Annotated in this window: 24 protein-coding genes and 1 tRNA gene; 16 read left to right on the top strand and 9 right to left on the bottom strand. The window is 62.0% G+C overall.

Going from position 1 to position 23,467, the window contains the following annotated elements; translation table 11 throughout:
• Positions 1-38 precede the first annotated feature (38 nt).
• The 10 genes from ACKUUH_RS08530 to ACKUUH_RS08485 all read left to right on the top strand — a co-directional run bounded on the left by ACKUUH_RS08530 (position 39) and on the right by ACKUUH_RS08485 (position 10,991).
• Positions 39-1,535, top strand: a complete 1,497-nt coding sequence (locus ACKUUH_RS08530) for a flagellar hook-length control protein FliK (RefSeq protein ID WP_407949468.1) — start codon at positions 39-41, stop codon at positions 1,533-1,535.
• A gap of 18 nt (positions 1,536-1,553) precedes the next feature.
• Entirely contained in the window at positions 1,554-2,234 is a 681-nt protein-coding gene (locus ACKUUH_RS08525) for a flagellar hook assembly protein FlgD (RefSeq protein ID WP_407949467.1), read from the top strand.
• 133 nt (positions 2,235-2,367) lie between these two features.
• Positions 2,368-2,643 (top strand): DUF1153 domain-containing protein, encoded by a 276-nt coding sequence (locus ACKUUH_RS08520; RefSeq protein ID WP_293215719.1) that lies wholly within the window; start codon positions 2,368-2,370, stop codon positions 2,641-2,643.
• A gap of 301 nt (positions 2,644-2,944) precedes the next feature.
• A complete protein-coding gene (gene fliF, locus ACKUUH_RS08515) occupies positions 2,945-4,618 on the top strand; it encodes a flagellar basal-body MS-ring/collar protein FliF (protein WP_407949466.1) in 1,674 nt (557 codons plus the stop codon).
• An 11-nt stretch (positions 4,619-4,629) separates the two neighbouring features.
• Complete coding sequence (gene fliG / locus ACKUUH_RS08510; protein ID WP_407949465.1) at positions 4,630-5,655, top strand: flagellar motor switch protein FliG; 1,026 nt, start codon at positions 4,630-4,632, stop codon at positions 5,653-5,655.
• Positions 5,656-5,688: 33 nt separating this feature from the next.
• Positions 5,689-6,369, top strand: coding sequence for a hypothetical protein (locus ACKUUH_RS08505; RefSeq protein WP_407949464.1), 681 nt, complete (start codon positions 5,689-5,691; stop codon positions 6,367-6,369).
• 29 nt (positions 6,370-6,398) lie between these two features.
• Complete coding sequence (fliN, locus tag ACKUUH_RS08500) at positions 6,399-6,755, top strand: flagellar motor switch protein FliN (protein WP_407949463.1); 357 nt, start codon at positions 6,399-6,401, stop codon at positions 6,753-6,755.
• A gap of 60 nt (positions 6,756-6,815) precedes the next feature.
• Positions 6,816-8,183: a sigma-54-dependent transcriptional regulator gene (locus tag ACKUUH_RS08495; protein WP_407949462.1), complete on the top strand. Its 1,368-nt coding sequence runs from the start codon at positions 6,816-6,818 to the stop codon at positions 8,181-8,183.
• 86 nt (positions 8,184-8,269) lie between these two features.
• Positions 8,270-10,369 (top strand): flagellar biosynthesis protein FlhA, encoded by a 2,100-nt coding sequence (flhA, locus tag ACKUUH_RS08490; RefSeq protein ID WP_407949534.1) that lies wholly within the window; start codon positions 8,270-8,272, stop codon positions 10,367-10,369.
• Between the two features lie 298 nt (positions 10,370-10,667).
• Positions 10,668-10,991 carry a hypothetical protein gene (locus ACKUUH_RS08485; RefSeq protein ID WP_407949461.1) on the top strand — a complete coding sequence of 108 codons (324 nt, stop codon included), beginning with the start codon at positions 10,668-10,670 and terminating at the stop codon, positions 10,989-10,991.
• Here the strand turns inward: ACKUUH_RS08485 and ACKUUH_RS08480 are convergent.
• From ACKUUH_RS08480 to fliI, 3 genes are all read right to left on the bottom strand, one after another.
• A complete protein-coding gene (locus tag ACKUUH_RS08480; RefSeq protein WP_407949460.1) occupies positions 10,988-11,473 on the bottom strand; it encodes a YajQ family cyclic di-GMP-binding protein in 486 nt (161 codons plus the stop codon). The two genes, ACKUUH_RS08485 and ACKUUH_RS08480, sit on opposite strands and share 4 nt — an antisense overlap.
• Before the next feature lie 78 nt (positions 11,474-11,551).
• Positions 11,552-11,962 carry a flagellar export protein FliJ gene (fliJ, locus tag ACKUUH_RS08475; protein WP_407949459.1) on the bottom strand — a complete coding sequence of 137 codons (411 nt, stop codon included), beginning with the start codon at positions 11,960-11,962 and terminating at the stop codon, positions 11,552-11,554.
• Positions 11,962-13,299, bottom strand: a complete 1,338-nt coding sequence (gene fliI, locus ACKUUH_RS08470; RefSeq protein ID WP_407949458.1) for a flagellar protein export ATPase FliI — start codon at positions 13,297-13,299, stop codon at positions 11,962-11,964. Before fliI ends, fliJ begins: the two co-directional genes overlap by 1 nt.
• Before the next feature lie 366 nt (positions 13,300-13,665).
• Between fliI and ctrA the strand changes: the two genes are divergently transcribed.
• Entirely contained in the window at positions 13,666-14,373 is a 708-nt protein-coding gene (gene ctrA / locus ACKUUH_RS08465; RefSeq protein ID WP_322311764.1) for a response regulator transcription factor CtrA, read from the top strand.
• A gap of 74 nt (positions 14,374-14,447) precedes the next feature.
• On the opposite strand, the gene chpT is transcribed toward ctrA, so the two are convergent.
• Positions 14,448-15,110 (bottom strand): histidine phosphotransferase ChpT, encoded by a 663-nt coding sequence (chpT, locus tag ACKUUH_RS08460; protein WP_407949457.1) that lies wholly within the window; start codon positions 15,108-15,110, stop codon positions 14,448-14,450.
• A gap of 144 nt (positions 15,111-15,254) precedes the next feature.
• On the opposite strand from chpT, the gene cysQ reads away from it, so the two are divergent.
• Positions 15,255-16,067, top strand: coding sequence for a 3'(2'),5'-bisphosphate nucleotidase CysQ (gene cysQ / locus ACKUUH_RS08455; RefSeq protein WP_407949456.1), 813 nt, complete (start codon positions 15,255-15,257; stop codon positions 16,065-16,067).
• Between the two features lie 305 nt (positions 16,068-16,372).
• On the opposite strand, the gene ACKUUH_RS08450 is transcribed toward cysQ, so the two are convergent.
• The 3 genes from ACKUUH_RS08450 to ACKUUH_RS08440 are packed head-to-tail and all read right to left on the bottom strand — an operon-like array spanning position 16,373 to position 19,055.
• Positions 16,373-16,723: a YdbL family protein gene (locus tag ACKUUH_RS08450; protein WP_407949455.1), complete on the bottom strand. Its 351-nt coding sequence runs from the start codon at positions 16,721-16,723 to the stop codon at positions 16,373-16,375.
• Positions 16,724-16,737: 14 nt separating this feature from the next.
• A complete protein-coding gene (locus ACKUUH_RS08445) occupies positions 16,738-16,941 on the bottom strand; it encodes a YnbE family lipoprotein (protein WP_407949454.1) in 204 nt (67 codons plus the stop codon).
• Between the two features lie 23 nt (positions 16,942-16,964).
• Positions 16,965-19,055, bottom strand: a complete 2,091-nt coding sequence (locus ACKUUH_RS08440; RefSeq protein WP_407949453.1) for a YdbH domain-containing protein — start codon at positions 19,053-19,055, stop codon at positions 16,965-16,967.
• 172 nt (positions 19,056-19,227) lie between these two features.
• On the opposite strand from ACKUUH_RS08440, the gene ACKUUH_RS08435 reads away from it, so the two are divergent.
• The 3 genes from ACKUUH_RS08435 to ACKUUH_RS08425 all read left to right on the top strand — a co-directional run bounded on the left by ACKUUH_RS08435 (position 19,228) and on the right by ACKUUH_RS08425 (position 21,246).
• Positions 19,228-19,869 (top strand): DUF1134 domain-containing protein, encoded by a 642-nt coding sequence (locus ACKUUH_RS08435; protein WP_407949452.1) that lies wholly within the window; start codon positions 19,228-19,230, stop codon positions 19,867-19,869.
• A 131-nt stretch (positions 19,870-20,000) separates the two neighbouring features.
• Entirely contained in the window at positions 20,001-20,747 is a 747-nt protein-coding gene (locus tag ACKUUH_RS08430; RefSeq protein WP_407949451.1) for a hypothetical protein, read from the top strand.
• Positions 20,748-20,835: 88 nt separating this feature from the next.
• Positions 20,836-21,246, top strand: coding sequence for an MAPEG family protein (locus ACKUUH_RS08425; RefSeq protein WP_407949450.1), 411 nt, complete (start codon positions 20,836-20,838; stop codon positions 21,244-21,246).
• Between the two features lie 29 nt (positions 21,247-21,275).
• Here the strand turns inward: ACKUUH_RS08425 and ACKUUH_RS08420 are convergent.
• Both ACKUUH_RS08420 and ACKUUH_RS08415 read right to left on the bottom strand, forming a co-directional pair.
• Positions 21,276-21,351, bottom strand: a tRNA-Glu gene (locus ACKUUH_RS08420).
• 637 nt (positions 21,352-21,988) lie between these two features.
• Positions 21,989-22,393 carry a tautomerase family protein gene (locus ACKUUH_RS08415; protein WP_407949449.1) on the bottom strand — a complete coding sequence of 135 codons (405 nt, stop codon included), beginning with the start codon at positions 22,391-22,393 and terminating at the stop codon, positions 21,989-21,991.
• 133 nt (positions 22,394-22,526) lie between these two features.
• Here ACKUUH_RS08415 and ACKUUH_RS08410 point away from each other — a divergent pair, with 133 nt between their 5' ends.
• On the top strand, positions 22,527-23,399 hold the full coding sequence (locus ACKUUH_RS08410) for a helix-turn-helix transcriptional regulator (RefSeq protein WP_407949448.1): 873 nt from the start codon (positions 22,527-22,529) through the stop codon (positions 23,397-23,399).
• The last annotated feature ends 68 nt before the right edge of the window (positions 23,400-23,467 follow it).

Below are 23,467 nucleotides of genomic sequence, written 5' to 3'. Positions count from 1 at the left end.
CCAAAGGCTCGAGCCATTTTCTTCGACCGGGTGACCTTATGGAATTCTCTTCGTCGGCCACGCAGCGCAGCGCCTCCTCTTCGGAGTCGCTTGTCATTCAGCCGGGCTCCGTCCGGAACCCCGCCGTCGACGCGGCAAACGACTTCGCGCGCCATCTGGCCGAAAACAGCAAACTGAGCAGCGGCCGCCGCGACGATCGGCCGGTCGAACGGCGTGAGCGTACCGCCACGCCCGAACGCAAGGACGAACCCTCGACCCGCGAAGCGGCGCGCGACGACCGCGACCGGGAGAGCAAGAAGGTCGGCGCCAGAGAAAGCTCGTCCATCGAGACCGCACCGGCCGCCGATACGGAGGCCCTCCTCCCGGTCGAAACGACAGAGGAAGATACGGCGGTCGCCGCCGTGGAAACCGTCGAAGCCGAGGAAAGCGAGCAAGTCCCGGCAGAAGATGGGGCAGACACGGCGGACGGGGACGAAGCCGCAGATGCGACTACCGCTGCCGCCGTCCCGGCAACGGACACGGCTCCGACGAAGACACCGGAGAAGGGCACTTCACCGGCCGCGCCTGTCGCGATCAAAGGAACCGGCAACGCCGCTTCGCAGCAGGCGGCGGCACCCGCCGGTACGGAAGCCACAGAGGGACAGGCCGCCCCGACGGCCCAACCAGGCGAGGAAACGCCATCCGCCACAGACACCGGAAAGACGCAAAATCGTGCCGCGTCACCGGTCGCGGCCCACGCCCAGAACGCCGCCCAGACTTCATCCGTCAACGATACCGCGGCGGAGCAGCTCGCTGCCGCCAATGCGGAAACGGCTGAGACAAAGCCGGAAAAGGCCGGAAAGGGTCTCGGGCAGGAAGCGGCCGAGAAGCTTGCGGAACGGAAGTCGGGTGACCGGCAAGCCCCATCGCAGGCGAATGCAGCCGCGTCGCCGACAACGGGACAGCCGGCGGCTCATTCCGCTACCCCCGCAGCTCAAATGGCGCAGGGGACGAGCGCAAGCGCCGGCGCATCTGCCAGCAGCGGCGACATGCCTATCTCCACGGTCCAGCAATCGGCAAACGCCGGCGGCAACGCCGCCACCATCCGCATTGGTACGCTGCCAGGCCAGTCGCAGCCTACGCAACTCCCCGCGAACACCATCGCGCTCCTGATGGCCCGCAATCTCCAGAAGGGGACAAACCGTTTCGACATCCGCCTGGACCCGCCCGAGATGGGCCGCATCGACGTGCGCATGGAAGTGCGCAAGGACGGACATGTGGTTGCGCATATGACCGTGGACCGCCCCGAGACACTCGACCTTCTGCAGCGCGACGCACGCGCCCTCCAGCAGGCACTCAACAATGCAGGCTTGCAGGCCGACAACGACAGCCTGAACTTCAGCCTTCGCGACCAGAACGACAATGGCGGCGAGCGCGATTTCGCCGACGGCGGTAAATCCGCAACCTCCTCCGGCGAGGCCGATGCCGAGATGCCGCTCGCGCCGATCTACAACATCAATCTCGCCACGAATGGCGGCGTCGATATCCGCATCTGACGCAGAAAGGCCCAACTCATGGATATTGCATCCGCCTCAGCCGCCGTTCAGGCAGCCATCAACGGCAATAATTCCTCCACGGCGTCCTCCGCTCTGGCTGGCAATTTCGACACTTTCCTGAAGCTTCTGACAACACAGCTTCAGCATCAGGATCCAACCAATCCGATGAGTTCGGATCAGTTCACACAGCAACTCGTGCAGATGTCCGGTGTCGAACAATCCATCCAGACAAACCGGAACCTCGAGACCCTGCTGACTGCCTATTCGATCCAGAACTCGAATCTCTCAGTGTCGCTGCTCGGCAAGGAGATCACCGGGTCGGGTACCGGTGCATTGCTGGCTGATGGCGAAGCGACATGGAGCTTTGCCGTCGCGGACGATGCTCCGGACACGACGCTCCAGGTCATCAATTCCGACGGCGCCACCGTCTATACGGAAAAGATGGACGCAGCCAAGGGTGACCACCAGTTCGCCTGGGACGGAAAGGACGGCCAGGGCAATGAAGTGCCCGACGGTACCTACTTCCTGAAAATCGTGGCGAACGGCTCCACTGGCCAGCCCGTCGCCGTGGACACGCGGACGACCGGCATCGTGACGGCGATCGATCTCAGTACCACCGATCCTCTCCTCACTGTGAACGGTGCCCAGATCCGCTACTCGCAGGTGGTCTCGGTTAAGACGCCGGAAACGGGCTCCTGACTTGGTTCATCCGTCCCGCAATGGAACAGCTAACCCCTTGAATCCGGGCAAATTTTATCCTCGCGCTTAGCCGTTTTTTAAAGCCGCGTCCTTATGCTCTGAAACAAGCGAAGAGCACGGAGACCAAAGTTCGATGAGTGAGCACCAGACCACCAAGGTCAACTACGTGATCGGCCCCGACGGGAGTCCGCTCACGGTTGCTGACCTTCCGCCGCCGGATACGAAGCGATGGGTCATACGTCGCAAGGCCGAAGTCGTGGCCGCCGTTCGCGGTGGCCTGATCAGCCTTGACGATGCCTGCCGCCGTTACACGCTGACGGTCGAGGAATTCCTGAGCTGGCAGCGCTCCATCGAACGTCACGGTCTGGCCGGGCTCCGGGCAACCAGAGTTCAGCAGTACAGGCAGTAAGATAGAATAGTATCTGCGTCCTTGCTGTCTTTCCGGGCGCCGGCGGATCCTCCCTCCGCCGGCGCCATATTTTTTACTGCTTTTTTACCACCAGCCGTCTCACCCCGCAAAAAATGCCGCCTGCGTTAAACATCTGTTTAGGCCGTACGCGGTAATTTTTGCCCAGCGGCACGGGGCGCCTCGATTGGGCAACAGGAATCGAGGTTAGAGGGGCAAAGGATTTGCCGACTGCCTGATGTCGCGCGGAAGCAGGACCCAGAATAGGGTCCAGGACTTGCGCGCTGGCACAAGAGGTGGGTTGGTGAATAACTTCTCGAATCTTCTCAGATCCCTGGGCGTAGTACGCCTCGCGGCACTCGGGCTGGTCGCCGTTGCCCTTCTGGTTTTCTTTGCCTTCATCGGTTTGCGGCTGGGGACCGAACCCAAGGCGCTCCTGTTCTCCGACGTCGGCGTCGAAGATGCCGCCAAAATGGTCGCCCAACTTGACGCCGCAAAGGTGCCGTACGAACTGCGCGGCGACGGCAGCATGATCTACGTGCCGCAGGCGGACGTGCTGCGCCTGCGCATGATGCTGGCCGAAAAGGGGCTTCCTGCGGGCGGAACGGTCGGTTACGAGATCTTCGACAACGCCGACGCCCTGGGCACGACAAGCTTTCTACAGAACATCAACCATCTCCGCGCCCTCGAGGGTGAACTCGCACGCACCATCCGCGCGATCGACGGCATCAAGGGCGCGCGCGTCCACCTCGTTCTTCCCGAGCGGGAGCTCTTCTCTCGCGAGCGCCGCGAACCGACGGCGTCGATCGTGCTCAAGGTCAGCCGCGATACCCTTTCGACGCAGCAGGTGAAGGCCATACAGTACCTCGTTGCGTCCGCGGTAGATGGCCTCGCACCCGGCCGCGTTTCCATCGTCGATGAGCGCGGCACGCTGCTCGCAAGCGGTGCAGGCGACGACAATCAGGCGATCTTCGCAAGCTCCATCGACGAACGCCGCACCGGTTACGAAGCGCGGCTTCGCACACACCTCGAAAACATCGTCCAGCGCGTCGTCGGTGTCGACAAGGCCCGCGTCGAAGTGACGGCGCAGATGGACTACAACAGAATCACCCAGACCTCGGACACGTTCGATCCGAACGGCCAGGTCGTTCGCTCGACACAGTCCGTCGAGGACTCGTCCAGCAGCGCTGATGGAGCCGCAAATGATGGCGTGACGGTTGGCAACAATCTGCCGAATGCCAACCTCGGCGGAACAGAGGCGGAGTCAGGCGCTCGCCAGGCGGCGAACCGGACCGAAGAAACGGTAAACTACGAGATTTCGCGCACGACCAAGACCGAAGTTCTCGAACCGGGTCGCGTGAAACGCCTCTCCGTCGCCGTGTTGGTGGACGGCTCCTATGTCGAGGGTGAGAACGGCGCGGTGACCTATGCGCCGCGCGCCCAGCAGGAACTCGAGAAGATCGAAGCGCTGATCAAAACCGCAATGGGTTTTGACGAGGCTCGTGGAGACCAGGTCGAAGTTGTGAACCTGCAATTCGCGGCACGGCCCGAACTCGATGCAGGCACTGCCGCTACCGACGAAGCCGCGGGCTTCATGGGGTTCACGCGTGCAGACATCATGCGCCTCGCCGAACTCGCTGTGCTCGCTGTTCTCGCTCTCGTTGCCATTTTCTTCGTAGCGCGCCCTCTTCTCGCGAAAACGGGTGGCTTTGCCGGTGCGGGGCGACTGGCATTGCCTGGAACTTCCAGTGCCGGAATGACCGAGGGCCATGCGGCACTCATGGGCCCGGACGGCGGAGATGCTCTCGCTGGCGCGCTGCCCGCACCGGATCAGTTGAACGACGACATGCTGATCGACATCGCCCAGGTCGCCGGCAAGGTGAAACAGTCTTCCGTCCGGAAGATCGGCGAACTCGTCTCGAGCCATCCCGACGAATCCATCTCGATTGTGCGCAGCTGGCTGCACGAAACCGCTTGAGGATCTGAAAATTGGCGACGGCACCGAAAATCAAGGACGAAAAGACCCTCACCGGCCCGCAGAAGGCAGCGATCTTCATGCTCGCGATCGGCGCGGACGACGCTGCACCTCTCTGGGAGATGCTCGACGAGGATGAAATCCGCGAGATGTCGCAGATCATGTCTTCTCTCGGCTCGGTGCAGGCCGGCACCGTGGAAAAGCTTCTCGTTGAGTTCGCCTCCAAAGTCTCTGGCACCGGCGCCCTTGTTGGTTCCTACGAGTCGACCGAACGTCTTCTCATGCGCTTCCTGCCCGAGGACCGGGTAAACGCTGTCATGGACGAAATCCGCGGCCCCGCCGGCCGCACCATGTGGGAGAAGCTCGGCAACGTGAACGAAGCCGTACTGGCGAGCTATCTGAAAAACGAGTATCCGCAAACCGTCGCCGTGGTGCTCACGAAGATTCGTCCCGAGCATGCCGCCCGGGTCCTCGCCTGCCTGCCGGAAGACTTCGCGCTTGAGGTCGTCACGCGCATGCTGCGAATGGAGTCCGTGCAGAAGGAAATTCTCGACAAGGTCGAGCAGACGCTCCGCTCGGAATTCATGTCGAACCTGTCGCGTACAAATCGGCGCGACAGCCACGAGCTGATGGCTGAAATCTTCAACAATTTCGATCGCCAGACGGAAAGCCGCTTCCTCGCGTCGCTGGAGGAACGCTCGCGCGAATCCGCCGACCGCATCAAGGCGCTCATGTTCACCTTCGAGGACCTGGGACGTCTCGATCCCGGCTCCGTACAGACGCTGTTGCGCGCGGTCGACAAGAACAAGCTTGCTGTTGCCCTCAAGGGTGCGTCCGACGCGCTGCGCGACCTCTTCTTCGCGAACATGTCGGAACGCGCCGCAAAGATACTGCGCGAAGACATGGAAATGATGGGCCCTGTCCGTCTGAAGGACGTCGACGAGGCGCAGACCACGATGGTCAACATCGCCAAGGACCTCGCCAACAAGGGCGAGATCATGATCGCCTCCGACAGCTCCGACAACGAACTCATTTACTGACCGGCATAGACAAGGGACATCCGGATCAACGGTATGAAACAGGCAGTGAAGTTCACCTTCGACACACACTTCGGCGACGAGTCCGGGCGACCCGCCACGAAGGCTCCGTCGTCGCCTGCCTTCACCGAGGCGGATATGGAAGCCGCGCGCAAGGAAGGCTTTGCCGCCGGTCAGGCACAGGGCCGCTGCGACGCCGAAGCCGAGGCCGACCGGCAACTCGGCGACGCCATGGCACAGCTCTCCCGGAGTGCCGCCGCCCTCCTGGCTGCCCTCGACAGCCATGTCGCCTCCACAAAACGCGAAGCCTCCGAACTCGCTCTCGAAGTCGCTCGCAAGCTCGCGCCGGCGCTCATCGCGGCACAGCCGGAAACCGAAATCGAGGCCCTGCTTCGGGACTGCCTCACTCACCTGAACCGCGAGCCGCACATCCTGCTTCGCGTTTCGGCTTCGCTTGTCGATCGCATGAAGGAAACGGTGGATCGCATGGCGATGGAGCGGGGTCTCACGGGCCGCATCATTCTTCTTGGCGAGCCCGCAATGACCGAGGGCGACTGCGTTGTGGAATGGGCCGACGGCGGCGTTGCCCGAAATCGCGAAGAAATCGAGCACGAAATCGTCGAGATCATCACCCGCCACATCGAAACGATGAAAACCGGACATAACAATTCACTAGCCATGCCTGAGCCCCGCGGAGCGGATCGGGACGAGCGGTAACAACGGATATCTGAAGGAGAGTTCTCATCATGGCCGACCAGGACGAAGAAGTCGCGCTTCCCGATCTCGCCAATGCCGAGGTTGCTTCCTCTCTCGGGGAGACTGAAATCGCGCAGGAGGAAGAAGACGTCGCAAGAACCGCGCAGGACCTCGAGGCGGTCTTCGATGTACCCGTCAACGTCTCGGCGGTCCTCGGAAAAACGCACATCGAGGTGTCGAACCTGCTGAAGCTCGGACGAGGTGCAATCGTCGAGCTCGACCGCAAGGTCGGCGAGGCCATCGACATCTACGTCAATGAGAGGCTCGTCGCGCGTGGTGAGGTCGTCGTGGTGGACGACCGGCTCGGCGTCACGATGACCGAAATCGTCAAGGGCGGCCTCGCCTGAAGCCGGATCGCTCTGAACCAGTAAATTGAATCTGAGATAAAGAAAGTAGAGGAGCCGCACATGCGCCTTCTGATCGTCGGAACCCTGAACGGACAGCTCTCCACCGCCACGAAAATGGCGATGGCGAAGGGCGCCAAGGTGACCCATACGGAGACCGTCGACCAGGCGATCGAGACACTGCGCACGGGGCGCGGCGCCGATCTGATGATGGTCGATGTCGCCATGGACATCGAGGACCTCATCACCCGGCTTCAGGCTGAGCACATCTGCATCCCCGTTGTCGCATGCGGCGTCGAAACAAACGCCCGCGCCGCGGTGAACGCCATCCGGGCTGGCGCGAAGGAATACATTCCGCTGCCGCCCGACGCAGATCTCATCGCTGCTGTGCTCTCGGCCGTCGCCGAGGAAAGCCACGCTCTCGTCTTCCAGGACCAGAAAATGGCTTCGGTCGTGAAGCTTGCGGACCAGGTTGCCCCTTCCGAGGCGTCGATCCTCATCACGGGCGAGTCCGGCACGGGCAAGGAAGTCATCGCGCATTACGTTCACAGCCGCTCGCTTCGCCGTGACAAGCCGTTCATCTCGGTGAACTGCGCCGCCATTCCGGAAAATCTGCTGGAGTCCGAACTTTTCGGCCATGAGAAAGGCGCATTCACAGGCGCGGTCGCCCGACGTATCGGCAAGTTCGAGGAAGCCGATGGCGGTACGCTGCTGCTCGACGAAATCAGCGAGATGGACATACGCCTCCAGGCAAAACTGCTTCGCGCCATCCAGGAGCGCGAGATCGATCGCGTCGGCGGCAAGACGCCCGTCAAGGTCAACATCCGCATCATCGCGACCTCGAACCGGGACCTGCAGGCCGAAGCCCGCGCCGGGCGTTTCCGTGAGGACCTCTTCTACCGTCTGAATGTCGTCAATCTCCAGCTTCCGCCTCTGCGGGAGCGGCCGGCCGACATTGTGGCGCTGGCGGACCATTTCGCGGCTCGCTACGCAAAGCAGAACGGCCTCGCCCAGAAGACGATTTCGGCGGAGGCTCGGCGCTTCCTTGGTCAGCATCGCTGGTCGGGAAATGTGCGCGAACTCGAAAACACCATGCACCGTGCCGTGCTTCTTTCCACTGCTGCCGAGATCGATGTCGATGCGATCCGTCTGCCGGACGGAACGCGGCTCGACGACACGCCTCTCAGCGGTGTCGCACAGAAAGCAGCAGCGGCGGCCGATGCTGCCTCCCGCGCCTTCGTCGGCAAAACGGTCGCGGAAGTGGAGCAGGACCTCATTCTCCAGACGCTCGACCATTGCTTCGGCAACCGGACTCACGCCGCCAACATCCTTGGGATCTCGATCCGCACCCTGCGGAACAAACTCAAGGAATACGGCGAGCAGGGCATCCAGATTCCGACGCCCGGCGAAGCCCGTCCCCAGTTCGGCTGACTTCTCAGACCCCACGCCTTTTCAGGAACGCAGTTCCAGGGATTCAATGAATGAGTGATGCAAGCAGCGCCGCGCCGGCAAAAGGAATGCTCGGCAGTCTCGGCATCTCGGGGATGACGCCACGTAGCCTGATTGCCGATCTTGCCAAGCGCGGCGATCTCGCCCTCGCGTTTGGTGTCATGGCGATCATCGTCGTGCTCATCCTGCCCTTGCCTGCCTTCCTGCTCGACTTCTCGCTCGCCATTTCGATCACCTTCTCCGTGCTCGTGCTGATGACGGCGCTTTTCATCCAGAAGCCGCTCGAATTCAGTGCCTTTCCGACTGTCCTTCTCATTGCGACGATGTTGCGCCTCGCGCTGAATCTCGCCTCCACGCGCCTCATCCTCGGCCAGGGGCACGAAGGCACCGGCAGCGCCGGCAAGGTCATCGAGGCCTTCGGCAATTTCGTGATGCAGGGCAACTTCGTCATCGGCGTCATCGTCTTTGCGATCCTTGTCATCGTGAATTTCGTCGTCATCACCAAGGGTTCGGGCCGCATCGCGGAGGTCGCGGCGCGGTTCACGCTCGACGCCATGCCCGGCAAACAGATGGCGATCGACGCCGACCTCGCCGCCGGCCTCATCGACGAGAAGCAGGCGCGCGAACGCCGCACGAACCTGGAAAACGAAAGCTCCTTCTTCGGCGCCATGGACGGCGCATCGAAGTTCGTTCGCGGCGACGCGATCGCAGGCCTTCTCATCACGTTCATCAACGTAGTCGGCGGCATCGTGATCGGTGTCGCCCAGAACAGCATGAGCTTCGGCGACGCAGCCCAAACCTACACGCTGCTCACGGTCGGCGATGGCCTCGTAAGCCAGATTCCCGCCCTCATCGTCTCGACCGCCGCAGGCCTCCTTGTCTCGAAGGCGGGCGTCGAGGGTGCCGCCGACGAAGCCCTCTTCGATCAGCTTTCGGGCTACCCGCAAGCGCTGGGCATGTCCTCCTTCGTGATGGGCACTATGGCGCTTCTGCCGGGTCTTCCCGCAATCCCCTTCCTTCTGCTCGCCGGGGCATCCGGCGGCCTCGCCTTCTATCTGACGAAGACGCGCAAGAAGCGCCAGGACGATGCCGACCTTGCCGAGGCTCAGGAAGCGGAAGCAAAGCCGGTGGCCGAGGAACCGATCAGCACCGCGCTCAAGATGGATGAGCTGCGCCTCGAGATCGGATACGCGTTGCTGCCGCTCATCAACGGCAAGGACCATCAGAAGCTCACCGACCAGATCAAGGCCTTGCGCCGACAGATCGCGAGCGACATGGGCTTCGTCATGCCTTCCGTCCGCATCCTGGACAATGTCCAGATCGAGGCGAACAGCTATGTCATCCGCGTGAAGGAAGTCGAATCCGGCCGAGGCGACGTATATGTCGGTCAGCTTCTCGTAATGGATCCGCATGGCGGTCAGATCCAGCTCCCCGGTCTCCACACGACGGAGCCGGCGTTCGGGCTGCCCGCGACCTGGATCGACGAAGGCTTGCGCGAGGAAGCGTCCTTCCGCGGCTACACGGTGGTCGATCCTCCGACGGTGCTCACGACGCATCTCACCGAGATCATCAAGGACAATATGGCCGACCTTCTCTCCTATGCGGAGGTGCAGAAGCTGCTCGACGAACTGGGCAAGGAGCACAAGAAGCTCGTCGACGATCTCGTCCCCTCGCAGATAACGATTACGGGCATCCAGCGTGTACTGCAGACGCTGCTTACCGAGCGCATCTCGATCCGCGACCTGCCAACGATCATGGAAGGCATTGCGGAAGCGGTCGGCCACACGCAGAGCCTCACGCTTATCACAGAGCATGTCCGTGCGCGCCTTGCCCGTCAGATATGCGCCGCGCATATGGACGGAGACAACGCCCTGCCGCTCGTCACGCTGTCGCCGCGCTGGGAACAGGCATTCGTGGAGTCGCTCGTCGGACAGGGCGAAGAAAAGCAGCTCGCCATGCAGCCGTCGGTGCTGCAGGAGTTCATCGCATCCATGCGCGATCGCTTCGAGGAGGCTGCGCGCGCCGGAGAGGTGCCGGTTCTGCTCACCAGTCCCGGCATCCGGCCTTATGTACGCTCCATTATCGAGCGCTTCCGCCCGCAGACATTCGTCATGTCGCAGAACGAAATCCACCCCCGCATCCGGCTGAGAACCGTTGGTAACGTGTGACGAAGGGGGCCGAGACGGAGAAGCATCACTCGTGGTTCGCGCACCGCATTAACCACCCGGTGTCCCGGTTCCCGTCCCGTTTTGCCAGGCTCCCTGTACCTGACGGACGCAACGGCGCATGCATGGATGACGATTTTGCGACGCAGGCGGAGGTTTTCGCTGCGTAAATCGCTAGACCTCGTCTCATTTTGGGATAGGCTCTCCCGGCACTTCGACGGAATGCGCCTGCGTGGTGGCTGGGCGGTCCGTCGTGCCGGGAGAGGGGTTCTCCTGTCCGGTAACGCTTGAGGGGGACAATATGGATTTCTCGAACTATCTGAACGAAGCTCTCGCATGGGCTCGTATGGGCTTTGACACCGTCAATTCGATTCAGGGCCTGGTGATCGCGCTGATCGCGGCCGTACTCATGAGCCGGTACAACCGCATATTGGTTTATTCGCTGGGCGCGACGGTCGTCCACGAGCTCGTGAATGTCGGTCGCAACTTCTATGCAGGTGCCGCCAATCCACTGCCGGATTATCTCGATCTCGACGTGCTCAAGCTCGTCGCGATCCGCTTCGTCGGCTATCTGATCGCGATCAGCCTGGTCTATCTCGTCCGGCGCCTGTTCTTCCGCGGCTAATCGCGGAAGTTTTCATACTGGAGGGGTTGCTCGATCTTCAGCCCCTTCACGAACTGGATCGCGGCCTGGAGGTCGTCCCGCTTCTTGCCGGTGACGCGAAGCTCATCGCCTTGAATGGCAACCTGCACCTTCAGGCCCGATCCCTTGATGTCCTTCACGATGCGCTTGGCCAGCTCCTTGTCGACGCCCTCGCGGATGGCGACCTTCTGGCGCACGCTCTGGCCCGCCGCCTTTTCCTGCTCCTTGTAGTCGAGAATGGCGGATTCGATCTGGCGCCGCGCGAGGTGCCCCTGCAGAAGCTCGTGCATCTGCTTCAGCTTCAAATCGTCATCGGCAAGAATGGTCAGCTCATGTTCCTTGCGTTCGACGGAGCAGTTCGAACCCTTGAAATCGTAGCGCTGGCTGATTTCGCGCGCCACGTTCTGGAGCGCGTTGTCGATCTCGGCGAGATCGGTTTTGGACACGATGTCGAAGGAGGGCATGGGTGTTGACCGCGATTTGTTGCATTCGCGGTTACCTTAGCGCGCACCGGCAAGCGGCGGAAACCCGTTTTGACAAGCTTAGTGTCTGCGGTGAATCGTCAGTGCGATTTCGTCAAGCTCAGCCTGCTCGACCCGCATCGTTTCCTTGCGAATCTTCCGCTTCCGGCTGCCTTCGAGCAGCTCATATTTCTTGAGTTCACGGAACGCACCTGCCAGTTCCTCTTTCGCGGTTTCAAGCTGGCGCCCGATTCCCTCGATCGATTCGAGGATATTCTCCCGGCGCCGGATCACCGACTTCGCGAACATCGGATAGGCAAAATGGGCGACATCGGAGATTCCAGCCTTGCGCTGTTCCTCCTCAACCTGCGCTTCCAGATCGCTTTCGCGTTGCCGGAACTCCGCCAGCATGAGCTCGAGCTCGGTCACCTTGCGCCGCTTTTCGTCGACCTGGAACTTGTGAAGGCGGATGAGGGATTCGCGGTTCCGCATCACTCAGTCTCCTTGAAAGTCTCGGGGCCGGCGCGAAGTATCTCCGCCAGCGCCGCATAGCCGTCGGCGAGAGTGCAGGATTCGTCCTTGCGCTGCGCAAGAAAGGCATCGAGCGCAGGCTGGTAATGGATCGCCTCATCGACCTGCGGATCAGAGCCGGGGCGGTAAGCGCCAAGCCGGATCAGCTCCTCCATGTCGTCATAGGTCGCCATCAACGCCTTGGCACGGCGAATGAGATCGTTTTCCTCTGGCGCATTGCAATCCGGCATCGTCCGGGAAATGGATTTGAGCACATTCACGGCGGGATAGCGGCCCCGCTCGGCAATCGCGCGCTCCATCACGATATGGCCGTCGAGGATCGAGCGGACAGCGTCGGCCACCGGCTCATTGTGATCGTCGCCATCGACCAGCACCGTGAAGAGCCCCGTGATGCTGCCAACGCCGGTGCCCGGCCCGGCCCTTTCGAGAAGCTTCGGCAGCTCGGCGAAGACGGTCGGCGTATAACCCTTGCTCGTCGGCGGCTCACCTGTGGAAAGGCCGATCTCACGCTGCGCAATGGCAAAGCGCGTCACGCTGTCCATCATGCAAAGCACATTCTTGTCGAGATCGCGGAAATATTCGGCAAGGCTCAGCGTCAGATAGGCTGCCTGGCGGCGCATCAGCGCCGGCTCGTCGGATGTCGCAACGACGACGACCGAGCGCGCGAGCCCCTCGAGCCCAAGATCGTCCTCGATGAATTCCTGCACCTCGCGGCCGCGTTCGCCGATAAGGCCAATGACGGACACGTCGCATGCCGTGTTTCGCGCCAGCATCGACAGCAGCACCGACTTGCCAACGCCCGAGCCCGCGAAAATGCCCATACGCTGGCCGCGGCAGCAGGTGGTAAAGGTGTTGAGCGCGCGAACGCCCAGATCCACCTTGCCGCGCACGCGCTGACGCGTATGGGCGGCCGGCGGCATATTCCGCAAGAGATAGGGCATTGCCCCCTGTGCGATCGGTCCCTTGCCGTCGATCGGCTCACCCATCGCATTCACGACGCGGCCGAGCCATGCATTCGAAGGGTAAACATGCGGCTCTTCGGACGAAAGGACGGCCTTGCAGCCGACACCGATGCCCGAAAGCGCACCGAACGGAAGACAGAGCGCCCGGTTGTCTCTGAAGCCGACAACCTCGCAGATCACTTCTTCTCCCGCGCGGGTATAAACCACGAGGCGGCTACCGACGCCCATGGCGTGGAGCGGTCCGGCGACCTCGACCATCAGTCCTTGAATGCTGACGACGCGCCCGTAATGCTTCACCTCGGCAAGCGCGCCTATTTCCGCCAACAATGCCTGCACTGGCTTCGGGCCTCTTCTACTGCGGGATGTCCGCCTGCCATTGGATTATGGGGAAACCCTTCCCCGCCTTTCCTATACGTGCAGTCTGACGCGAAGACTTTAAGACGGCGTAAACCCTGAAATGGGGAAATGTCAGCCGATGCGGACGGAAGGCTCGCGCCGAAAACAGCCGCATCGGCGCGCTTTTCCGTGTCCCGATTCTGGAAAAATGAGTCAGGGCAGCGACTTAGGGAACGACCTGTAAATTTTTCTAAATTTTTTCATTCCGATTAACCTTTGTTAACCAAATCGCCTTATGGTCCGAAATATGGATTAACCAAACCGTCGGCGATTGAGGGCATTAACGCATCGCCGAGAGGGGGACCAATGAGAGTTCTGCTCATCGAAGACGACAGCGCGACAGCGCAGAGCATCGAGCTGATGCTCAAGTCGGATGGTTTCAATGTGTACACCACCGACCTCGGTGAAGAAGGGGTCGATCTCGGTAAGCTTTACGATTACGACATCATCCTGCTCGACCTGAACCTGCCTGACATGAGCGGTTATGACGTTCTGAAGTCGCTGCGGGTCGGCAAGATCACCACCCCCATCCTCATTCTCTCCGGCCTCGCCGGTATCGAGAACAAGGTCCGTGGCCTTGGCTTCGGTGCCGACGACTACATGACGAAGCCCTTCCACAAAGACGAGCTCGTCGCCCGCATTCACGCCGTTGTCCGCCGCTCCAAGGGTCATTCCCAGTCGGTCATCAACACGGGCAAGCTCACGGTCAATCTCGACACCAAGACGGTCGAGGTTGAGGGCAACCGGGTTCATCTGACGGGCAAGGAATATCAGATGCTGGAGCTGCTCTCGCTCCGCAAGGGCACGACGCTGACGAAGGAGATGTTCCTCAACCATCTCTATGGCGGCATGGACGAGCCGGAACTCAAGATCATCGACGTCTTCATCTGCAAGCTGCGCAAGAAGCTCGCGGCATCGACAGGTGGCGACCACTATATCGAAACCGTCTGGGGACGCGGCTACGTGTTGCGCGACCCGTCGGAAGGCAGCATGCCCGCCAAGGCTTCCGCCTGACCGAATACGATTGAATCCAATGCAAAAGGGCGCCCGTTGAGGCGCCCTTTTTCATTGCCGCTTCGTGCGCGTCGTCAGACGCCTGCGCCGCCATCCGCGAACGCGGCTTCGATCACGAAGTCCTCATTCTCCATTCGCGCATCGATCGAGAGGCCGAGGGAACGCGCAACAAGACCCGTGAAATAAGGCTGGGCAGCGCGCGCATCGAGGAACCTGTCCGGATCGCGACCGCCCAGGAACTTCGCCGTTTCCTCGGGCACCCGCGCCGCCTGGCCGGTCGAGCGCACGCGCAGCGTCGGCTTCGCCAGTTCGCCTTCGACCGTGACCGCGACTTCGCCGCCGCGCGGAATCGCCGCCATACCGATAAGGACCATATTGAGCAACAGCTTCACATAGTCCTTGCCGATGGTCGCCGCCGGGGCTTCCCATGCGAGGGCCGCCCGCTCGCCCATCATCAACCCCTCGGCAACCGCCTTCGCATCCTGCAGATCGAGTTCGGCGCCCGCCGATCCGGCAGCGCCGAAACAGAGCCGGGCAAACTGAAGCTTGGCTGATGCCTGGGCTGCGCTTTTGGTGATGAGCTCCATCGCGTGAGCCTTCATCTCCGGATCGTCGTCGTCGGCAAGCACTTCCAGCCCGTTCGTGATCGCACCTACCGGGCTGATCACGTCGTGGCAGACGCGACTGCACATCAAGGCAGCAAGCTCCAACGCGGAGACATCTGTCGTTTCCGTCATATCGATTTGCCCCAGAACCCCTAAAAGCCTAGAAAGCCTGATAGCATCGCGCCGCCGTCAATGCCAGCCCCGGCGGCCAAACCAGCCTTCGCCGGTCTGTGCACCCCTGCCCGATCCGGTCCGAACATTCCAGAGGATGACGACTTGACGAGCCTGATTTCCGACCGAGCCGCGCTCACTGAGGAACTGCGGCGGATCGCCCTCGTGGCGGGCGCAGCCATCATGGACCACTATCACTCGGAATTCGAGGTCATCCACAAGGAAGACAAGAGCCCGGTAACGGCCGCCGACCGAGATGCCGAAGCGATCATCCTCGAGGGCCTGAGGAAGGTCATTCCCGATGTACCGGTCGTCTCCGAAGAGGCTGCGGCCGGCGGGCACATCCCCGAAATCGGTCACCGTTTCTTCCTTGTCGACCCGCTGGACGGCACCAAGGAATTCATCAACAAGAACGGCGAATTCACGGTCAACATAGCGCTTATCGAGGAGCGCGTGCCGGTTGCGGGCGTCGTCTACGCCCCCGCAAAGGATCGGATGTTTTTCGGCTATGGCGCGGGGCACGCTTTCGAACAGGCGATAACGCCAAGCTCGGACGGCAAGGCCGGACCGAATGCGCCCAAGCCCATTGCGGCGCGCAAGCCCGCCGAAGACGGCCTCGTTGTCATTGCAAGCCGCACACATCGCGACACCAAAACCGACGAGTATCTGAACCTCTACAAGGTGAAGGAATTTCTGGCGGCGGGGTCGTCGCTCAAGTTCTGCCTTGTCGCAGCCGGAGAAGCAGATCTTTATCCCCGCCACGGCCGCACCATGGAGTGGGACACGGCCGCGGGACATGCCGTCCTCCTCGCAGCGGGTGGCAACGTCACCCAGCTCGATGGCGCACCGCTTCTCTACGGCAAGACCGAGCGCGGGCTCGACAACCCCTTCTTCGTGGCGCGCGGCGCCACCGCCTGACAATAAGGAAAAGGTTCTCCTGGTCCCCGGACCGGATCGAAATCCGGTCCGGGGCCTGGTGCTGTCGAGGCCGTCGGAGAATGACAAGCTGGCCGGCGCAAACCACGAACTGGCCCCCCGACCGTCGAGGGTTCGCGCCGGCCCCGCCATGCAATACTCGATGCCGGCGGAAATGCTTGCGCTATTGAATGTGCAAGGCACATGCCGCCGCGAGACAAGCGGTCCAGCTGCCGCTATGCATCATTCGGGGATTTTCGTGTGCCAGCCGGGGGCGGAAAGCCCACCCGTTCCGGAACGGGACAGGCTCAGGGCTTCTTCGCCCACTTGCCCGGGGCCGTCTCCACATACTGACCGGACTTCGTCTTTGCGATGAGCTTCTCCGCGGCGAGCTTCTCGACGGCGTTGAGCGTCGCGCCCGGTGTCTTGGCTGCAATCGCCTGATAGGAGGCGCGGCGCCGAAGATTGATGTCGTTCACCATCGCCTTGAGATCTGGATCCGGCGCCGCCGTCACGATGCCGACATAGCCATTCAGCTTTTCGCCGACCAATCCCTGGGCCTTCGCGGAATCGAGATCGATGGCGAGGGCGGGTCCCGCGACAACGAGGGAGAATAGAAGCGCGAAAAGCGGCAGAGCGGATTTCATGAATGAGCGCATGTCTCGTGTCTTCCTCAGAACAGATCCGGATTTTCGGCGAGCAACTCGTCGAGATCGCGCTCGACCCGTACCCGGACCTCCTGCTCGATCTTGACGTTGAGATTGATTTCGATGGGCTTGTCCGGCGCCTCGATTTTCACCGTGGGGTTGCAGCCCGACAACAGGAACGAACTCCCAAGCGCAGTGAGGAGCGCAAACCTGAAGAAAATGGGCTGCATTGAAAGCTTCCTGTGCTGCAAGCTCACGGCTCCGTCTTGTTTGCGGGCGGCTGGACCGCCCCTTTCGATTGCTCTTTGATCAGCTCAAGCGGCCGAAACCCAACGGTACCACGCCGAAGGAGGTCCGCAAGCGATCCCTCGAGCCTCACATTGATGGCGAAGGGATATCCATCATAGAGGTCCGGATTGGCCCCTTTTAACGAGAGACGAAGCACCAGCTCGCCATTCGCATTTCCCGAAAGCCCGCCTGCGAGTTCCGTGTAGTGAAAGTTCCGCAGCGCATCGGTGAGGAGCTTCGTTTGCTCTGTCGCAACCGCCTCAGTCGCATCGCCGCGATAGACGATAACACCGTTGTCCTTCGCCGAAATATTGCCGTCGAGCAGGATCGGGTCGCCATTTCTGATCGCGATCGGAACCTGCCCGCTGATACGGCCGGTCGCCTTGAGCCCCGGCACCTCGACCATATCGATCAGCGCCGAAAGATCGATATCCGTCACGGACAGAAGGAACTCCGCATTCCCCGCGGTAACCGATGCGCTCGAAGAAACGAGGACAAGCTTCCCCTTCGCAAATGGCCAATTCGCATCGACGATGCGAAGTCCCGCCCTGTCCAGCTCGAAGGCCACAGTTCCATTCTCAAGTGGCACGCCCGCCTGCAACATGCCGACCTTCAGCGTCTGAACGCCTTTCGTCCGCAACGGAAGTAAACTCGAAAGCGATACCGTCCCGGTCACGCCTTCGGCGGTTGCGGCGGAAGCGGTAAAACCAACATTGCTCAGCTTCGCCAGGCCGGAACTCGCGAAGTTCCCGTCCTTCAGATCCGCATTGGCGCTGTATGAGAGATTGCCGCTCATGCGCGCAATCGTACCTTTGAGCGATGGCAACAAGGTCTGAAGTTCGAGCTTGCCCGGCGCAAAGGCGAGGTCGCCTTGTGCACGAACTTGTCCCCGCCCTGCAGCGGTGTCGTAGCTTGCCTTTACATTCGCGAGACGCGCGCCCGCAATCGACGGCAAGGCACTGCGCAAAATGATATCTGCAGAGAGAGAGCCCTGGACATATTCGACTGGACCTTCGACGCGCAGCGGCGCGAAACGCTCCGACGGCGCAAGATCACGGACCTTCACGCCCTGCAGGTCCATACGGATGGGTTTGAGCGCACCGTCCTCAAGGCCGGCAGTCGCTTCGATCCCTCCAGTGGCCGCGAAGGAACCTCCCGCCGTCTGGCTAAGCGAAAAATCGGCGAGGTCGGCAGTGGCGGCAATGGAGATATCCCCGCCACTCACATTTACATCGGCCCGATAGGCTATGTTGCCGCCAATATCGAGGTAGAGAGGCCGAAGCGCCGGAGCGATCATTGCGGGCGTAAGCGCTTCGCGGGCGAATGTCAGCGCACCTTCCGCCGTCGCCCGCCCCACATGTGTTTCGCCGTCATAGGTTCCCTCCGCTTTGACAAGCGGGACATGGGTTTCGTCATCGACGATGCTGGCAACAGAGGTGGAAAAGCCGAGCTTTTTGCCTTCAAGGAGCAGATGCCCCTCCGCGACGAGCGGTACGAAACGCGGCTCGTCCGCGACCTCGACGATTTGAAGCGCGTCGGAGGACAGGAGGATGGCTTCGCCTTCCGGCCGAACCGCAGCCGGACCGGCAAAGGCGAACTCGCCATAGGGAGTGGTCACCGTCAGCGCTGCGTCCTGCACCGAAATCGGCGGCAGGACGAGCCTCCCTCCGCCCCCGCCCTGGAGCAGAGGGTCCAGTGAACCGAGCGAGAGGCCCTCACGTGTGAGCGTTACATGAAGTTTCGCTTCCTCTATCTCGACCGAACGGACTTCCCCCGAGAGAAGCTCGCCGAGGGAGTAGGTGACCGTGACGCTGCTTGCGGCAGCATCGGGCGCAGCGGGATCGCCGATGACGATGCCGGAAAGCGAGATGCTCCGGAGACCGATAAAACCGACACTGAAGGAGATGGGCGAGATACCGCGGTCCGCGAGCGCCCGGCCGATGACCCGTTCCGCCAGCGCCGCGCGCTCGACCCAGAGCCAGACGAGACTCGCGGCAAGCACAACAAGGAGGACAGCCGATATCGCGGCGAGGCGCGCCTTCCACGATTTCAGCATCCGGCACCGTCCGCAATCTTGCCCGAGTCGATATGCCCTTTTCCGGTCACCGTTTCGCCATCCTGTGCGGACACTATCCCGAGGCCGCTGCGCCATAGATTCTGCGTTAGAGTTTGCATCAATTGACGGCGATTCGATGGCGGTTTGACACGACATGACAAAGGAACGGCACATGTGCGAGAAAGCCCACCAGGCGAAACCGAGACCCACCGTGAAAGCTCGGACATTGAGCAGCCTTTCAGCGGTCGCCCTTTCGCTGGGACTGCTCGCCGGGTCGTTCGCCATTCTGGCGCCCGCACCCGCCTTCGCCCAGACACAGAACCAGTCTTCCGACACCTATCAGGAAGACGAGATCGTCAAGGAAGCAGGCGATTTCTTCGGCGCCGTGTCGAAAGGGCTGGCCGATGCCGTGCATAACGTCTTCGAGAAGTACGGCGAGCCGAACGCCTATATCAAGGGCGAGGAAGCGAGCGGCGCTTTCGTCATCGGTCTGCGCTACGGCCAGGGCAACCTCGTCATGAAAAATGGCGGCAGCCAGAAGGTTTACTGGCAGGGCCCAAGCGCCGGTTGGGATTTTGGCGGCGATGCCGTGAAGGTCTTCACGCTGGTCTACAACCTCCCCAATGGAGAGACGATCTATCAGCGTTTCCCGGGCGTCGAAGGCAGCGCCTATCTGGTCGGCGGCATCGGGGTCAACTATCAGCAGCGCGACGACATTGTCCTCGCCCCCATGCGCGCCGGCGTAGGCTTGAGGCTTGGCGCGTCGGTCGGCTACCTGAAATATACGAAGTCGCGCGAGTGGCTGCCTTTCTGACACAGGGCCCGCGCAAAATCCCCGCCCACCCGACCATGTGGTAGAAGGCACGGTGCTTTTCTGGCAGTCTCTGCGGGTTTTCCAGGGCCGCAGAAGCAACTGACGCGAAGGATGGGCGGAGCGAGATTCCCATGATTGAAAGCCTGATGCTGATCGCGCTCGGATTCCTCATCGCGACGCTTTTCGCGCTGATCGGAGCGCAGTTCGTCTGGCGCCGGGCCGTCACCGTTACGCTCCGCAAGATGGCCCCGGACGGTGAGGCGGACACGGATGCGGCAGAGGATCGCCAGGCCGAACTCGACAGCCTGCTCCGGCGCCATGAACGCGAGCTTGCTCCGATGCAGGCGGATATCCGCAACCTGCGCGCCGAAAGCGCGCGGCTCGCGGCGGAGAATGAAGCACTCGAGATGGAAAAAGCGCAGCTTTCAGCCGATTCGGATGCGCTCCGGGCCGAGGGAGAGGGGCTCCGCTCCACCCTCGCCGCCTTGCGCGAACGGATCGACAGGGCGGCGGCCGAAACCGCGAAACGCGCGGCAAGCGTGGCGGTGGCGAGCCGCGAACTGAGCGGCCTCGAACAGGCGCTCGCCGCCGAGGCCCGGCACTACGAAGCGGCGCGCGAAGAACTCGCCGCGCTCGAAGCGCCAGCCGCACCGGCGGAAGAAAGTTATGTGCCACAAGCACTTGAGCCCTATAGCCCCGAGGAGCAGGACGAGGACGCGCGCACCCTCGCGGAGGTGAAGGCCTCCCTTCTTGCCGAGATCGACGGAACGCCCGAAGGCACCGCGCGACGCGACGAGGACGACGAAGACGAAGCGCCCGCCAACGGCCCGAGCCTCGCCGAACGCATTCGCGCGCTCGAGGCGGGCGTCGCGCACTGACGGACGCGCCTCGCAACCTCTTCTTTTATTTGCCGGAATCACCGCAAGCTGCTCTCCTTACAAGGGCAACGCATGAGGGAGATTCGCCATGACGCCTTTCGCCTATCCGCTGACGGGGCTCGTCACGCTGGTCACGCTTGCGGTCTATTTCTGGATGGCCTTCAAGGTCGGTAAGGCACGGGGAACATTCGGGATTCCGGCTCCGCGCATGGACGGGCCGGACGACTTCCTCCGTGTACTGCGCGTCCAGGGCAACACGACGGAAGTGCTGATCCTCTTCCTGCCCGCGCTCTGGCTCTTCGCGCTGACCATCGGCGACATGTGGGCCGCGCTTGTGGGCGTGTTTTTCCCAATCGGCAGAGTGGTTTACGCCCGCGGCTATTATGCGGAGGCGCTGAAGCGCTCGACCGGCTTCACCATCGGCATTCTGTCGATCGCGGTGCTCTGGCTGGGCTCGGCAATCGGCCTCGCGATGCAGGCGGCAGCCGCCTACATTTAACGCCAAGTACTTGATTTTATTGGAAGAATTGGCGTCCCCTAGGGGAATCGAACCCCTGTTTTCGCCGTGAGAGGGCGACGTCCTGGACCGCTAGACGAAGGGGACGGACCAGTTCGGGCGCTCCTTCTAGGACGCCTTTGAAGGCCGTGCAAGAGCAATCTGAAACACCGCCCGAAACCTAGGGGTTGTCCCCTAAAACATGCGCCCCGCACTGCGTCATTCGACCGCACCCGGGGCTTTTTTGCGGTCCGAAACTCCGTATTATTCAAGTTTATACTATATATATCAATAACTTATGGTGCAATCTGGTCGCATCCCAATCCATGTTAAATTTTTGCAACGCAACACAAAGTTGATTGACAACTTGTCAGCCACGGGCGATATTCATCTCACGAAACGTCGGTCGACCTCCTCCCCGACCGATAGATTTCAGAATGCCGCCGGCGCCATCCTCCCTCCTCCCCCGGCGCCGGCGGCACCCTCCCTCCACCAAATCATTGAAATCGCTGGCGAATTCGCCGGGCGACATTTTTGCGTCTTGAGCCGCAGCCGCACACGGCAGCGTGACGCTGCGTGCGCCCCCGCGCCGGAAAGCATCAACCCCTTGATTTTGCACGGGAAATGACCCTCCCCGGGGACAAGCCGGGGGTGACTGTCATCGAAATGTCACCGAACTGTCACGAAAAAACGCCGAAATCCCCTCCTCCCGAAGGAAGAGGGGATAAAGCGCGACGGGCGGATGTCAGGCCGACATGCGGGAATCGGTGCCGGTTTTCGGATCGACCGCGCGGCCATGCGCCCACCAGTTCTCGAAGGTGGTCTCGACGATCGACATGCCCATGTCGGCCCGGTCGAGACCCGGATCCTTTTCGAGATTGTCCGCGATGGTCTCGAAGAGCTTCAGCTTCATGGCGGCAGGCCGCGCATTGAAGGAGAGCCGGATCATGATGAAGCGCTCGCTGCGCGGGCGGCCGAAATAGCCGGGATCGAAAAGCATGTCGTCCCGGTCGAGCTCATGGGTGACCTGGAAATAGTCGTCTTCGGGAATGCCGAGAACGTCGACCATGGCGCGGTGGATGCTCTTCGAGATGCCCTTGCGGTGTTCGGGCGTGGTGCCCTTGCGAAGCCAGACCTGAATGAGAGGCATGGTGTGTCCTTCCTGAGAGAGGTTGCCTTGGACCCCCAGGATGGCAGGACGCTGGAAGCGCATTCAGACCTGGTATTATCATAGGACAATAGAGCCCCTCCCTCCGGCGCGCGGCGCGGCGGAGACTGAGCCCATGAACGGATTTGCGATGAAGAAGGCAGCGCCCGAAACGCCCCGCCCCAAAGGCAGCCCCGAAGGCAGCCCCAAAGGCACAAGGGAGACGGCCGGCGCACCCCCCGACGCCCGTCATGGCGAACTGGGCAGCTTCCTGCGGGCGCGCCGCGAAAGGCTGACGCCGGAAGCGCTTGGCCTGCCCGAAGGGCGCAGGCGGCGCACGGCAGGGCTCCGCCGCGAGGAGGTGGCCGAACGCGCAGGGATCAGCACCGACTGGTACATCCGCCTCGAACAGGGCCGCACTGTGAGCCCCTCGCCGGCAACGGTGGACGCGCTCGCCCGCGCGCTCGATCTCGACAAGGCGGAACACGCGCATCTGAAGGCGCTGGCGAGCCACGCCGACCGCCGCCGCTTCGCCCCCGAAGAGGTGCCCGAAACCGTGAAGCGCATGGTCGAGAGCCTCGCCCAGCCGGCCTATGTGACCGGGCGGCGCTGGGACGTGCTGCACTGGAACGGCGCGGCGGACCGGGTGTTCGCTTTCAGCCGCGTCGCGCCGGAACGCCGCAACATCCTGCTCAACATGCTGACCAACGCAGCGACGCGCCGCCTCTTCGGCGACGCCTGGGAGCGGGAAGCGAAGCGCATGGTAGCCGAGTTCCGCAAGACGCATGACCTCTGGGCGGGCGACCCGGCTTTCGCGGCGCTGCTGGCGCGGCTCGCGGCGGAATGCGCGGAATTCGACACCTGGTGGAAGGCGCATGACATCCGCGACGTGGCGGCGGGGCGCAAGGAACTGAGCCACCCGAAACTCGGCAGCCTCCGCTTCGACTATGCGAGTTTCCAGGCGAATGACGAGCCGGGGCTGAAACTCGTGGTCTATACGCCGGTGTGAGGGGGCTCTCCCCACCCTCCCCTCGGGATTCCTCTGCGAAACCCATCGCGTTCGGGTTTGCCGGGTAT

The sequence above is a fragment of the Parvibaculum sp. genome (genome assembly GCF_045863935.1).
GTDB lineage: Bacteria > Pseudomonadota > Alphaproteobacteria > Parvibaculales > Parvibaculaceae > Parvibaculum.
This window is presented reverse-complemented; position numbering and strand designations above follow the sequence as displayed.

Coding starts and splice junctions, on each gene's coding strand:
- ctrA (WP_322311764.1), top strand. CDS start 13,666: ATGAGAGTTCTGCTCATCGAAGACGACAGCGCGACAGCGCAGAGCATC.
- ACKUUH_RS08425 (WP_407949450.1), top strand. CDS start 20,836: ATGACGCCTTTCGCCTATCCGCTGACGGGGCTCGTCACGCTGGTCACG.
- ACKUUH_RS08415 (WP_407949449.1), bottom strand. CDS start 22,393: ATGCCTCTCATTCAGGTCTGGCTTCGCAAGGGCACCACGCCCGAACAC.
- fliJ (WP_407949459.1), bottom strand. CDS start 11,962: ATGCGGAACCGCGAATCCCTCATCCGCCTTCACAAGTTCCAGGTCGAC.
- ACKUUH_RS08430 (WP_407949451.1), top strand. CDS start 20,001: ATGATTGAAAGCCTGATGCTGATCGCGCTCGGATTCCTCATCGCGACG.
- ACKUUH_RS08530 (WP_407949468.1), top strand. CDS start 39: ATGGAATTCTCTTCGTCGGCCACGCAGCGCAGCGCCTCCTCTTCGGAG.
- ACKUUH_RS08410 (WP_407949448.1), top strand. CDS start 22,527: ATGAACGGATTTGCGATGAAGAAGGCAGCGCCCGAAACGCCCCGCCCC.
- ACKUUH_RS08495 (WP_407949462.1), top strand. CDS start 6,816: ATGCGCCTTCTGATCGTCGGAACCCTGAACGGACAGCTCTCCACCGCC.
- ACKUUH_RS08485 (WP_407949461.1), top strand. CDS start 10,668: ATGGATTTCTCGAACTATCTGAACGAAGCTCTCGCATGGGCTCGTATG.
- ACKUUH_RS08525 (WP_407949467.1), top strand. CDS start 1,554: ATGGATATTGCATCCGCCTCAGCCGCCGTTCAGGCAGCCATCAACGGC.
- ACKUUH_RS08445 (WP_407949454.1), bottom strand. CDS start 16,941: ATGCAGCCCATTTTCTTCAGGTTTGCGCTCCTCACTGCGCTTGGGAGT.
- ACKUUH_RS08520 (WP_293215719.1), top strand. CDS start 2,368: ATGAGTGAGCACCAGACCACCAAGGTCAACTACGTGATCGGCCCCGAC.
- chpT (WP_407949457.1), bottom strand. CDS start 15,110: ATGACGGAAACGACAGATGTCTCCGCGTTGGAGCTTGCTGCCTTGATG.
- ACKUUH_RS08480 (WP_407949460.1), bottom strand. CDS start 11,473: ATGCCCTCCTTCGACATCGTGTCCAAAACCGATCTCGCCGAGATCGAC.
- ACKUUH_RS08440 (WP_407949453.1), bottom strand. CDS start 19,055: ATGCTGAAATCGTGGAAGGCGCGCCTCGCCGCGATATCGGCTGTCCTC.
- ACKUUH_RS08450 (WP_407949455.1), bottom strand. CDS start 16,723: ATGCGCTCATTCATGAAATCCGCTCTGCCGCTTTTCGCGCTTCTATTC.
- ACKUUH_RS08505 (WP_407949464.1), top strand. CDS start 5,689: ATGAAACAGGCAGTGAAGTTCACCTTCGACACACACTTCGGCGACGAG.
- fliN (WP_407949463.1), top strand. CDS start 6,399: ATGGCCGACCAGGACGAAGAAGTCGCGCTTCCCGATCTCGCCAATGCC.
- ACKUUH_RS08435 (WP_407949452.1), top strand. CDS start 19,228: ATGTGCGAGAAAGCCCACCAGGCGAAACCGAGACCCACCGTGAAAGCT.
- flhA (WP_407949534.1), top strand. CDS start 8,270: ATGCTCGGCAGTCTCGGCATCTCGGGGATGACGCCACGTAGCCTGATT.